This is a genomic window from Paludisphaera soli, from assembly GCF_011064595.1.
Classification (GTDB): Bacteria; Planctomycetota; Planctomycetia; order Isosphaerales; family Isosphaeraceae; genus Paludisphaera; species Paludisphaera soli.
Genome location: NZ_JAALJI010000056.1, coordinates 1 through 11,315 on the forward strand (window position 1 = coordinate 1; position 11,315 = coordinate 11,315).

At 67.8% G+C, this 11,315-nt stretch carries 13 protein-coding genes and 1 pseudogene; 10 read left to right on the forward strand and 4 right to left on the reverse strand.

Going from position 1 to position 11,315, the window contains the following annotated elements; translation table 11 throughout:
* Positions 1-1,148: DUF262 domain-containing protein (locus G6O68_RS30515; protein ID WP_165253330.1), on the reverse strand; the 1,148-nt coding region annotated here is incomplete at its 3' end.
* 353 nt (positions 1,149-1,501) lie between these two features.
* On the opposite strand from G6O68_RS30515, the gene G6O68_RS30520 reads away from it, so the two are divergent.
* From G6O68_RS30520 to G6O68_RS30550, 7 genes are all read left to right on the forward strand, one after another.
* Positions 1,502-2,308 (forward strand): DUF1016 domain-containing protein, encoded by an 807-nt coding sequence (locus G6O68_RS30520; RefSeq protein WP_165253332.1) that lies wholly within the window; start codon positions 1,502-1,504, stop codon positions 2,306-2,308.
* 669 nt (positions 2,309-2,977) lie between these two features.
* Positions 2,978-3,304 (forward strand): RNA recognition motif domain-containing protein, encoded by a 327-nt coding sequence (locus G6O68_RS30525; RefSeq protein WP_165253334.1) that lies wholly within the window; start codon positions 2,978-2,980, stop codon positions 3,302-3,304.
* 110 nt (positions 3,305-3,414) lie between these two features.
* Positions 3,415-3,738, forward strand: a complete 324-nt coding sequence (locus G6O68_RS30530; protein ID WP_165253336.1) for a hypothetical protein — start codon at positions 3,415-3,417, stop codon at positions 3,736-3,738.
* 88 nt (positions 3,739-3,826) lie between these two features.
* A complete protein-coding gene (locus G6O68_RS30535; RefSeq protein WP_165253338.1) occupies positions 3,827-4,036 on the forward strand; it encodes a hypothetical protein in 210 nt (69 codons plus the stop codon).
* A 942-nt stretch (positions 4,037-4,978) separates the two neighbouring features.
* Complete coding sequence (locus tag G6O68_RS32560; RefSeq protein WP_206108267.1) at positions 4,979-5,470, forward strand: GNAT family N-acetyltransferase; 492 nt, start codon at positions 4,979-4,981, stop codon at positions 5,468-5,470.
* Positions 5,471-6,027: 557 nt separating this feature from the next.
* Positions 6,028-6,540: a hypothetical protein gene (locus tag G6O68_RS30545; RefSeq protein WP_165253342.1), complete on the forward strand. Its 513-nt coding sequence runs from the start codon at positions 6,028-6,030 to the stop codon at positions 6,538-6,540.
* Positions 6,541-6,772: 232 nt separating this feature from the next.
* Positions 6,773-7,471 carry a hypothetical protein gene (locus tag G6O68_RS30550; protein WP_165253344.1) on the forward strand — a complete coding sequence of 233 codons (699 nt, stop codon included), beginning with the start codon at positions 6,773-6,775 and terminating at the stop codon, positions 7,469-7,471.
* Positions 7,472-7,501: 30 nt separating this feature from the next.
* Here G6O68_RS30550 and G6O68_RS30555 read toward each other — a convergent pair whose 3' ends face one another.
* Both G6O68_RS30555 and G6O68_RS30560 read right to left on the reverse strand, forming a co-directional pair.
* A complete protein-coding gene (locus tag G6O68_RS30555) occupies positions 7,502-7,798 on the reverse strand; it encodes a hypothetical protein (protein ID WP_165253346.1) in 297 nt (98 codons plus the stop codon).
* Positions 7,799-7,896: 98 nt separating this feature from the next.
* Positions 7,897-9,036, reverse strand: coding sequence for a DNA polymerase Y family protein (locus tag G6O68_RS30560; RefSeq protein WP_240911574.1), 1,140 nt, complete (start codon positions 9,034-9,036; stop codon positions 7,897-7,899).
* Positions 9,037-9,138: 102 nt separating this feature from the next.
* On the opposite strand from G6O68_RS30560, the gene G6O68_RS30565 reads away from it, so the two are divergent.
* The 3 genes from G6O68_RS30565 (at position 9,139) to G6O68_RS30575 (ending at position 10,499) form a co-directional block, all read left to right on the forward strand.
* Entirely contained in the window at positions 9,139-9,654 is a 516-nt protein-coding gene (locus G6O68_RS30565; RefSeq protein WP_240911575.1) for a hypothetical protein, read from the forward strand.
* 89 nt (positions 9,655-9,743) lie between these two features.
* Positions 9,744-9,992: a hypothetical protein gene (locus tag G6O68_RS30570; RefSeq protein WP_165253348.1), complete on the forward strand. Its 249-nt coding sequence runs from the start codon at positions 9,744-9,746 to the stop codon at positions 9,990-9,992.
* Between the two features lie 78 nt (positions 9,993-10,070).
* Positions 10,071-10,499: a hypothetical protein gene (locus G6O68_RS30575; protein ID WP_165253350.1), complete on the forward strand. Its 429-nt coding sequence runs from the start codon at positions 10,071-10,073 to the stop codon at positions 10,497-10,499.
* Positions 10,500-10,603: 104 nt separating this feature from the next.
* On the opposite strand, the pseudogene G6O68_RS30580 reads toward G6O68_RS30575, so the two are convergent.
* Positions 10,604-11,315 (reverse strand): annotated as a pseudogene (locus tag G6O68_RS30580) (hypothetical protein); the annotation flags it as partial.

Here is an 11,315-nt window from a genome sequence, read left to right on the forward strand (position 1 = left end):
AACATCCGGGCGTAGGCCCGCGAACTCTCGCCGCACACGAGGCGGCGGAGGATGAACCCGGAGAGCAGGCGCAGCGCCTCGGCCAGGTCGCGGTCGCCCAGCCCGCCCCTATGCCGGCGCCCGTAGAGGTGAAGCAGCAGCGCCAGCGTGGTCGAGCTGTCGAGCCGCCGGAGGCCGTCCAGCGCGGCCTCGACCTCCGGGTCCGGGTAGGGCCGCCGGCCCAGGAGGGTCGCGTACCACCCCGACGCCTGTTTCAGGTCGGCGGCGACGTGCTTCGGGTCGAATTCGGTCGCCTCGAAGTGGCGCTGGAACGCCTCGAACGTGGTGCCGGGAGGGACGTACCGCCCGCTTCTCATGAGATAGTCGCGGAGGAACGCCGAGAAGGCGGCCTCGTCGATGTTCCCCCGGCCGTCCTCGAAGTGCCGCTCTATCGGCTTCCAGAGCGCCTCGTCGAATTCGTCCTGGTCGGCGACCGGCACCTGCATGAAGGCGAAGTTGCGGATCAGGTCCGACTGGCCCAGGGGCACGCCGGTGGAGTTGAGGCTCTTGAAGTTGTGGAACGGATTCTCGCCCTCCAGCTGGGCGTAGATGAACTCCAGCCGCTGCGTCAGCACGTCGAAGAAGGCCCGCAGGCCCGCCTCCGTCCCGGCGCCGGGGATCGCGGCCAACCGGCCCGCGAAGTACCGCACGGCGCCGCCCAGGCGGCCCTCGACGGGCGGCAGGCCTGCAAGGCAGGCGACGTACTGGTCGCGGTCGCGGAGCTTGGGGTAGAGGCGGTAGCGATCCGTCCCCTTGCGGAACTGGTGCTCCAGGGTCGTCAGCGCGACCTCCTGGGCCAGTTCCGCGAGACCGGCGGCCGAGGCGGCGTCGCGCAGGGCGCACAGGACGGGCGAGAGGGTGGTGAGCCGCTGCTGGCCGTCGATGAGGTGGTACTTGGCGATCTGGCCGGGCATGACCGACTCGGGGACCAGGACGAGGAAGCCCATGAAGTGTCGACCGGCGCGGCCCGGCTGCTGCAACTCGGCGAGGTCGTCCCAGAGCTTCTCCCACTCCGGTTGATCCCAGCGGTAGTAGCGCTGGAAGACGGGGATGACGTACTGGTTGGGCGAGTTCAGGACGGCCCCGAGGGTTAGGTTGCTCGATCTCATGACGATCCTACGTCCCGTCCCGTGATAATCCTCGACTCGACCACGCGGGCCGGATCGAGGGGCCGCAACCTCCGTGGACCGGCCGATGACGCCGCCTCGCGAGGGGGCTCCGCTCTGGATATTCTACATCGCCCGGCGGCCGATCCGAGCCTGCTGAGGATTATCGGAGTCGTCGCCCGGCGGGGCCTCACGGGTGGGCCTCAGTGCGATGTCGCCGGTCTTCGGTAGATCGCGGATCCACGAGGCTGTAGAACGGTCGCAAGCCGTCCGGCTACGACGTCGGGCCCAAGGGCGCGGTCGTCACGAGACGGCCCGATGCCCGGGTGGATGGGATTTCGATGCGAAGGGCCGGCATGGCGAAGGTCAAGGGCGGACGACGCGGGCGCGATCCCCGGGCCGCCGCGGCTCGGGCCAAGGCCTCCGACCGACGGATCGAGACCCTCCGCTCGTACTACGAGGCCGGCCGACGTGCCCTCGGTTTCAACCCCGAAGGAGGCCGCCTCGCACCGGCGCCGATCGCCGAGCTCGCCGTCGAGCTGGGGGTCGAGGGCGATACGATCCGCAAGGCGCGGGACTTCGCGCGGAAGTACTCCGGGCGAGAGCTGGAAGCCCTGGCGAGGCTGCGCGACCGCCGGAGCGGGATGCCGCTGACCTGGTGCCACGTCCGGGAGCTGCTGGCGGTCCCGACCGACTCGAAGGCCGTCCGCTCCGAGCTCCAGAAGCTGACGGCGAAGGAAGGTTGGTCGGTCCGGGAGCTGCGATCGCGGGTCCGCTCACGAGTCGGGGGCGAGAAGTCCAGCCCGGGCGCCAGGTCGTTCGCGAGGCCCAGTACGCCCGAGGACGCCTTGCGTCGGCTCGTCGAGCTGAGCGAATCCTGGCTTCGCTACCATCGTGCGGTCGTCGACTCCGCCGCCGGGGGGCCCCTGGAGCGGCCGGCGGACCCGCCGGCAGACGGTGCCGGCCGCGAACGTCTCGATCCGCAAGGGACGGCGAGGGAGGTGCTCCGCAAGCTCGCGAGGGCGGCCGCGGCGGTCGCGAAGCGACTGCGTGAGGAGGCCGATCGCGACGTGGAGCCTGGGGGGGTTGGTTCGGCGAAAGCCGCCGCGAGGGTCGGCCGCACATCCCGCATCAAGGGGCCTCCCCCGGCCCCGGGCTCCTGAACCGCCGATTGTCGCGGGCGGGCGCTTCGACGGGACGATCCGGGCGTCGAGCCGACTCCCGAGCTCGGTGGCGGCGCGCATGATCGCCGGGGAGGCGATAGCCTGGCTTGCGCGGCCGAGGCCGCCCGCCCGAAGGAGCGTCCCTCGCCGAACGAGCGGACGGCAGCCGTCGTCGTGCCGTATCAATTGACGTTAATCGGAACTGGAGCTCGTCGTTACGGCCGCCATCCTCGGCGCCGTCGGCCGGCCTCGGGTTTGACGGGCTCACGTCGGGGGACGGATTCCTGGGCCGCAACCGCGACCCCGGGATCTTGAATGGGGAACTGTTCGCTCAGGCCGATGCTAAGGGACGGGAAAAGGCCATGGACGGCCGCCTCGCCTTCGGCTCGGCTGGCGTCCGCACCTTGACCACATCAAGCCTCTCACGTGCCGATCTGAGGGCTCGTCTAGGCGTCTTCCGCGCGCCCTGCCTGTTCATCGGATTAAATTTTTGCTAGTGTGTTAATCGGTTGGTATGACGACCGAGCAGCTCCTCCGGCTCTAATCGAACCTGTCGAAGCCTCCCTCCTTCGCCTCTCCGGCCAGTTGGGACTCTCTGCGAGTCCACCTTTCCCAGCGACCCGGAAAGCACCCTGGGCGGTCGCGGTACGTTCGTCGCGGAGCTTGAACGTGGGCAAGAAACTGTACGTCGGAAACCTCACCTACAACGTCAACGAGTCCGACCTGGAGACGCTGTTCAGCCAGTACGGGACGGTGCAGAGCGCCCAGGTCATAGTCGATCGGGACACCAACCGATCCAAGGGCTTCGCCTTCGTGGAGATGGGTTCCGACGCCGAGGCCCAGGCGGCCATCCAGGGCCTCAACGACCGGGACCACGACGGACGGAACCTGACGGTCAACGAGGCCAAGCCCCGCGAGCCCCGCAGCGGAGGCGGCGGCGGTGGGTACGGCGGTGGCGGCGGGTATGGCGGCGGTGGCGGCGGCCGTCGCTATTGATCTTCGAGGGCGCTTTCCCGGCTCCTGCGTCTTCAGGGGCCGGGGACGTCCTCACGCGACGCGACCACGCACGCTGCGCCAGCGCGAATCCCTCTGTCCCTGGAGGTGAGATGAACCGCTATCCGGCCGAAGAATGTTATATCTCCGACGTCGAGATGGGCCGTCGCTGCAGCGCCACCGTCCCCATGCCGGCCGGGAATCGACCCGCCCCCGGGGATGTCGTCCTCTTCGCACAGGGCCGCCGCCGGGTCGGCGAGTCGCCGCAGTTCCTGCAAGGGGGCGATTGCGTGCAGGTCCTGCTCACCGACGTCGTGGACGTCGGGGCCTCCGACTCGTTCGCCGGCGAGGCGGTCTTCCATGTTTCGTGGAGTCCCCTCTGTCGACCCGAGACGACCACCCTGTCCAGGCGAGGGAAGCCCATTCGTACGTCCTGAGGCTCGACGACGCCCTTACAAATTCGGTGCTCGCCGAAGATCCATCTCGACGGCTCCCGTCCTCCCCGCATCTTCCTGGGAGCTCTCAATGATCCGGACCTCCGGCCCGCCGAGCGACGATTCGGCCAAGACGCCATACCGCCACACGCAGCAGAAGGCGGCCTCCACCCGCGCCCGCTGCCCGGTCTGCGGCCAGGAAGTCTATTCGACCGCGGGCATCCATCCCCAATGCGCCGTCCGCGGGGAAGATCCCGGGAAGCCGTCGACGAGGAAGAAGCCCCAGGCCGTCGGCGAATAAGGTGCGGGTCGGCTTTGACGTGCCGAGTTCGCGTTGAGGGCGGGCCGATGCGGCGTTGGAAGTCGTGGTAGGTCGTTCTATATTCAGCCTACGCCCTTCACCGCCATAAACAGGTGGTAAGATATGTGGGCCTTTGCACTGTTACAACGGACGCAGGCCACCACCGAGTTGTCGGCGCTCCGGACACCTCCCCGGCACTTCGGGTGGGGGCAGATCATCGACGAGCGGGTCGCCGCTGAGACAGGGGCTGCGGACCGGTAGAATCTACGATCGACGAAGGGACGGGGCCGGCCTCCACTCCCGCTACATCCTCATGCTTCAGGCGGCCTTGGAGCGGGGCGGACCTCTCGCCCGTTCGTCGGATCCCAACGGAGATTGGGGATGGCCGTGATCGAGGGACCGAACAGGCACACGACCTCCCTGCACTCGTACGACCTTCCGCCGCTCGCGAACGCGGTCAAATCCGGCCTCGACTCATGGTGCCGGATGGAGGGATAGTCCGAAGCGGGAAGCACGGCCACCCCCGACCTGGGATCGGCGAGGAACATGTGGCGAGCACGAGTCCCGATGGGTCATGATCCCCTTGGAAGGATCCTGGCGATTCGGGGTCGTGCGTCCCGCCCTGGATAGTCTCGTCGACCCGAGTTCGCTGGTCGGCTCCCGGAACGACGGTGGATGCAATCCGCCCTCGCCGGGGCGGTGACGCACAAATCGCCGGGAGCGATTTCGGAGCGATTCGGCGAGACGGGCCCCGGGAGCTCATCTCGGACGACATTCCGTGGGCTTGGCGCTCCTCGCAGCTCGCGAGCGGGAATAGTCGGCAAAGCCCGTCCCCGCGCGAACCCGGCTCGCATCAAGCCTGTCCACGCTCGGCGACGGCGTCCCGCCATCTCTCGGGCGGTGCAGCGCCCGATGCGACCTCCGGATCACCAGGGACGCCACATGCCCACCCTCGTCATCCCCACGCCCCGCCTCGACCTCATCCTCCAGACGCCCGACCAAGTGCTCGCGTGGGTCGAATCGCTTCCCCCGGAGGTTCGTGCGGAAGTCTCGCCGGACTGGGTGGCGCGGGTGCACTCGACGCCTCCCGGCGATCCTTGGTCGCTCAGCTACGCCGTTGAAGAGCGCGCCGGCCGGGCCGTCGTCGGAGGCTGCGCGTTCAAGGGCCCGCCGGATGCGGACGGCGTGGTCGAACTCGCCTACGGCGTCGACGAGGAATATCGGGGGCGTGGGTACGCCACCGAGGCGGCCGCGGCGCTGGCCGGGTTCGCCCTCGCGGACGGGCGGGTACGGGTCGTGCGAGCCCATACCAGGCCGGAGTACGGCTCCTCGGCGCGGGTCCTGGTCAAATGCGGGTTCACGAAGCTCGGCGAGGTCGTCGATCCGGAGGACGGGCTGGTGTGGAGGTGGGAGCGTGTTCGGGAGTCGCCGTGAACGCACCGGGCTGCAGGTCTCCCGAGATGGGAGCGGAGGCCGTACCGCGTCGGATCGCTCGGATAAGGAGCCTCGCCGGCGGCCGGCCGCCGGTCGATTTGGCGTTCGGCGGCCGGGAAGACTTCCGGCCGACGGCGGATGAGTCGGTTGGCTGCCTTCGCTTCCCGGTCGGCGTGGTCGCCGGATTCGCAGTCGAGTGAGAACGCGAGTCGACCGACGGGGCGCTCGCGGTCGCGAGCCTCGCCCTGTTTTTTATTGAACGTCACGGATTTTGGGGGGAGTCGAGCGGTAGCCGCCGATTCAGACAGAGACGAGCAGGTTCCGGAGCCGGTCGTCGTGGCAGCGGCGTCGGTCGAGGCGTTCGGCGGGTCAGCGCCCATAAATTTTCAGTTCGTCGCCCGTCCTGGAAACTGCTCGCGATCCCCAGGGCTCAGGTTTCCCCGACACTCCGTGTTGGCGCATTCCCCGCCTTGGCAAGGGATTTGCGTGACGCTTAAAGCCATACTCGATCGACCTTCCGTCCATCGAGGCGTCATCCCGAACAGGAGAAGACCACCATGGCCGCCACCAACAACCCGGAAAAAAGCGCCGACCTGCCCCCTCGCGGCGACCGCAACGCCGACCCCGTCTCCGACCAGCCCGGCTCACACCCGATCGAGACGGGGATCGGGGCCGCAGTCGGCGGCATCGCCTCCGGCGCGGCGGTCGGCTCCGTCGCCGGCCCGTTGGGCACGGCGGTCGGCGCCGCCCTGGGTGCCATCGCGGGCGGCTTGGCCGGCAAGGGCGTCGGCGAGCTGATCGACCCGACCACCGAGGACAACTGGCTTCGGGACAACTTCTCGTCGCGCCCCTACGTCCGCGAGGGCGAGACGTTCGACTCTCACGTGCCGGCTTACCGGTACGGCGCCACGGCCGAGTCTCAGTACGGCGAAGGCCGCTTCGACGAGGTCGAGGAAGACCTGAAGAGCGGCTGGGAGGGAGAGATGGAGTGGGACCGCGCCCGCGACGCGGCCCGCGACGCCTACGATCGCAGCGCCGCCATCCGCCGCGAGCGCGGCGCGCACATCTGATCCGACCAGCTGAGGTCGGACTCGACCGGGCGTGCGAACGCCTGTTGATAGATGCCGTCCTGCCGGGTTCGCCCGACGGGGCGGCTTTTCTGCGTTTATGGGGCACGCCCTCGCTCGTCTGCGGTCGGCGTTCGCCCGCGGCATGGCTCGACGGCGGCGGATTTGCATGCTCGACTCCGTTCGCCAAGGGGCTTCATGAGCGCATCATCGCGTCACGCACGAAGGGCGACCAATGGCATCCCAGGACCTGCCGGACGGGGGGCCCGACGGGCCGAGGTTCACTCTCAACGCGTTCATGCGCTATCTGTCCGCCAACGCCTCGGGCCGTCGGTCGATCACGCTGCGGCAGAAGTACCCCAGCCGGCATCAGGAGGTCTACTACGACGCCGCGGCGGACGTCCTGCGGCGTTTCATCGCGGACGGCATGGGGGACTCGTCGATCCTGGAGGGCGGGATGGCCGCGATCGCCGAATCCGCCCCCGAAGTCGTCGTCCCCCACCACATCCGCGCGAACGTCGAGGTCGTCGAGGCCTTCCGCGACCCGCGGCCCAAGCTCCATTTTGGCGGACTCGCCCCCTCGTCCGCCGCCGGCCCGCAATCGAGCCTTTTCGTCGCCGGGGTGGAGCTGGTCATCCGCCCGGAGGTCTTGCTGGAAGGACTCGTCGACGGAGAGGCCCGTGGGGGAGCCTTGAAGTTCTACTTCTCGAAGGGTCACTCGCTGACCAGGTCGGCCGCGTCGTACGGCGCCCTGTTGTTGAAGCGATATTGCGAGGAGGGCCTGCCGGGCGATGCGATCGTCCTGAACAAGCTCTGCATCATCTGCGACGTGAGGGCCGCCGAGATCCATCACGCGCCGGAAGCGACCATGCGACGCGAACGGGAGATCGAGGCGGCCTGCGCGGAGATCGCCCTCAGATGGCCGGCGACCTAGGCATACTCCGCCGACGCCGGGCCGGGAACTTCAAGCCTCGTCCTCGACCAGCTCCGCCCAGGACGTTTCGCCGCCGTTCGACCACACGGCCTTGTCGCCGTCCTCGACGTCGAGGCGGTGCGTCGCGGCCTCGTCGTTCCCGATGAAGCCGAGCGTGGAGACCACGCAGACCGAGGCGAAGAGCATGGGGCGGGCGCTGCAGGCGGGGCATAGCGTGCAATGCGACGCGGACCGCCTCGACCAGATGCGGGTGATGAGCGAAATCGGCCCGTCGACGCCGACCGTGGTGTCGACCATCGTGAGCCTGGGCTGCGGTTGGTGCGGCATCGCATCGACCTCGGACGATGGTTTCCTGGGGGGAGACCAGAGAAGTCTAACACGTCGATGATATCATGCAATCTCGGCTTTGCAAAAATGGCCTCGCCTCAGAAACACGTCTTCCCCCGCACGTCGCAGATGTCGTACGAATGGGCCCCGTCCGCGTAGATGCCCGCCAGGGGCAGCGTCGCCCCGCTCCTGACCGCGAAACGGCCTTGCCTGTCGTTGATCGATTTCTTCAAGGCCGCCACCGACTTCACCTTCTCCGAAGCCCCCTCGAACAGCGTGAGCTGCCGCTCGCCCTTCGGCCTGAGATCGTCGGCGAACAGATGCATCCGGCCCGCCAGACCCTTCGGTATCCACGCCTGCCGCAAGCAGGGCCGTAGAGCTTCCAGCAGCACGTCGAAGCGGTCCGAAGGCCCCGGCAGGTTCGCACGCCCCTCGCCCGCGCGGCCGTCCCTGTAGCCCACCCACAGCGACACGTGCCCGGTCGTCACCCCGTGGTATTCCAACTCCTCCACCAGCCGCTCCACGTTCCGCACCAGCCACGCCCACAAGACGGACGGATCGCCGGTGGCCTCCCCGAAGCTGCCGCCGCGCGAGAGCGTCTTGTGCGGGATGCGCTTCGGGTGGATCGGCAGCACCTGGTCGCCGTTCAGTTCCCACCACAGGGCCTCGCCCGATGCCGTCAGCAGCCGCCGGATGATGCGGCGGTCGGCTTTCGCCATGTCGAGGCACGTGGAAACGCCCCAAGGAGACAGGCGGGCCGCCCTCCTGCCCGCGATCCCCGACATCTCGGTGACGGGGGTCGCGGCCAGCAGGGCTCGCTCGGCGTCCGTCCCCAGCACCGCCCGAGCCCCGAAAGGCTTGGCCGTGTCGGAGATCAGCTTCGCCAGGGTCTTCGTCCGCCCGACGCCCACGGTCGCCGGTATCTTCACCCGCTCCATGATCCGGTCGCGGATCAGCTCGACGTAGGCCTGCTCGTCCTGGCCCCGCTCCAGGTGCGGCTCGAAGAAGAACTCGTCGATCGAGTAATACTCGACCTTCGGCGAATACTCGTTCACCACCTCCAGCATCATCCGGCTGAGCACCTCGTACCAGCGGAAATCCCGCTTCACGTAGGCCCCTTCCGGGCACTTCTTCACCGCGTCCCAGATCGGCTCGCCCGTCTTCACCCCGGCGGCCTTCATCTCGTAGGACTTGGCGATGACGCACGCGCCCTGGTTCCCGATCACGGCCAGCGGCACGCCCTGGAAGTAGCTCGTAACGGACGCGCTCGGCGGAGACGTAGAAACAGTCCGCGTCCACGTGCCCCACTGTCCTTGCGTTCCCCATGGACTGACGTATACTTGGGCGCGAGGGTTTCGACAAGGGGAGGCCGGCTGGAATCGACGGTGTATCTCGGGATCGCGCTGAAAGGGAGCGAGCTGCCCACGGAGTTGATCGGGCGTCACGGGCTGGCCGACCGGCTGCACCTGCGCGGGCGGTGGCCGGAGTACCGGTTCCTCTACCGGCACCCGCGGCCGCGCCTGCCCGTCGTGCGCGACGGGGTTTTGAGGCTCGCCCGGTGGGGCAACGGGACGCGACGGAGCCTCGTGCTGCCCCAGACGGGCTGGACGTGGAAGGAGAGCATCGAACGCGGCCTGTGGGCCCGCTCGGGCGGCGTCTTCGTCGACATCCCGGCCAGCTACGGCTTGGAATACCGCGGGGTGTGGTACGCGATCGAGGTGGGGATACGGCGGCTGCTCGCGCCCGACGAGTACGGCCGGGCCGTCGCCTACATGATCTGCGAGCCGTCGAGCCACTACTACCGGGTGATGACGGGGGCGGAGCGGATGCCGGTGTTCATCGGGCAGACGATTTGAAGGATCGTTCGATTCGGGACGATGGAATCGACGCGCCGCGACCGACCTCGGCGCGACCGGCGCGATAGATTTCGCATGGGAGGTGGCTCATGGAAACGATCTGGACCGGCCGGTTGGTCGGGGCGTTCTGCGGGTACGGGCGGGGCCGGGTCTACAAGCTGTCGGACGACAGCGTCTGGGTGCAGGAGGACGCCACCGACGAGCCGGGCTACCTGGAAGGGGCCGAGGCCCGCCTGCTGACCAGGCGCGGCTCCGGGATCATCCACCTGCTCGTCGAGGGGGCGATGGCGAGGGTGCGGGTCGGTCTGGTCGAGACTCGGGTGAGGAAAGCAGTCTGACCCGGCCTGTTCAGCCACAAGGCGGAACCGAAATTGCTCCGATCATTCGGCAAACACCGGCCCCGTGCGGAGCGAGCCATGGCGAAGAAGACCGCGGACGACGTGTCGATCGGCAAGTTCGACATCCTGGCGACCTACACCTACGCCAAGGGCCTGCTCGACGGCCTTGACGCCGAGGAAGCCCGCGAGCGCGGGATGGTCGCGGCCGTGATGGGCGCGAAGGCCAAGCTCGGCAGGCCGGGCGGCACGACGAAGGATTACCACGAGGACAAGTCGGCGGCCGAGAAGAAGAAAAAGTCGACCATCACCGCCGCGTCGTTCGACAGGCAGGTGGCCGACAAGATGGGGACGTACTTCGAGGAGACGTTCCTGCCCGCCCTCAAGAAGCTGGCCGGGGCCGGGCTGTCCTACGACGAGGTGAAACGTCTGGTCAAGATCCCCAGGGTGTGGGGCGCGAAACTCAGCGGCGAGAAGTTCAAGGAGCGGGCGGTGGCGCCGAAGAAGTGAAGCCGCATCCGAGGCCGGCTGGCGTCAGGTGAGCCTCACGAGACGTGAAGCGGGTGGGGTCGATCCGTCCCGCTCGTAGGTCGGCGTGTGACGGCTCCCGAGCGTCACTCCTGATCCACAACCTCTACTTCGTCGATCTCGTCCTCAAGGACACTCTCGTTCCACGCTACGTATGCCAGTTCATTGGTCACCGCCTGATGGAAGCGGCGAAAGTCGTCGTCCGTCGCGATGAAGAAGCGTATTCGTTGGTTGTTCTTGACTGGTTTTACGTCGTCCGGCTTGCTGACCCTCTGACGCCAGAACTCTACATCGCCATCGAACCGGCCCTGTTGCCAGACGTAAGCCTTGGCTCGTCTGGCAGAGACGAACCAACGACGCTTTCCCTCCAGCCGATAGTGGAGAATCCGCTTGAGAAGGTAGGCTTCACGGTTCTCCTTGAGCTGCTGCTGGAAGTAGCTCACGAGCGCCGTATTCCCTACGATCGAGAGAGCGGTGTCCCAGTCACCCCACTTGAGAATGCTCGTGCTTCGCTTCCGACCGCGAGGCACCGCTGCCGTGGTGAGTTCGGGCGCAGGGTACACGACCGAGCAGGCCAGATACTCGGCCTTCGTCTCCGGGTCGGTTGCGACGGCGATTCGACAGCACATGATGTCAACCCCGTACTTCTCGCTCAACCATTCCGTAGCGACCAGCAGCCCGTAGTCGTATGTCGCTGCGATCAGGATCACTCGTTGCTGCCGATTGATCTGGTCCCTCTCCACCTCAAGGAAGTCGCCGAGGGCCTCCTGCTGAACCTCGTCCAGGAGTTGGAAGAGG

Coding starts and splice junctions, on each gene's coding strand:
- G6O68_RS30550 (WP_165253344.1), top strand. CDS start 6,773: ATGGCATCCCAGGACCTGCCGGACGGGGGGCCCGACGGGCCGAGGTTC.
- G6O68_RS32560 (WP_206108267.1), top strand. CDS start 4,979: ATGCCCACCCTCGTCATCCCCACGCCCCGCCTCGACCTCATCCTCCAG.
- G6O68_RS30555 (WP_165253346.1), bottom strand. CDS start 7,798: ATGCCGCACCAACCGCAGCCCAGGCTCACGATGGTCGACACCACGGTC.
- G6O68_RS30530 (WP_165253336.1), top strand. CDS start 3,415: ATGAACCGCTATCCGGCCGAAGAATGTTATATCTCCGACGTCGAGATG.
- G6O68_RS30575 (WP_165253350.1), top strand. CDS start 10,071: ATGGCGAAGAAGACCGCGGACGACGTGTCGATCGGCAAGTTCGACATC.
- G6O68_RS30535 (WP_165253338.1), top strand. CDS start 3,827: ATGATCCGGACCTCCGGCCCGCCGAGCGACGATTCGGCCAAGACGCCA.
- G6O68_RS30520 (WP_165253332.1), top strand. CDS start 1,502: ATGGCGAAGGTCAAGGGCGGACGACGCGGGCGCGATCCCCGGGCCGCC.
- G6O68_RS30570 (WP_165253348.1), top strand. CDS start 9,744: ATGGAAACGATCTGGACCGGCCGGTTGGTCGGGGCGTTCTGCGGGTAC.
- G6O68_RS30545 (WP_165253342.1), top strand. CDS start 6,028: ATGGCCGCCACCAACAACCCGGAAAAAAGCGCCGACCTGCCCCCTCGC.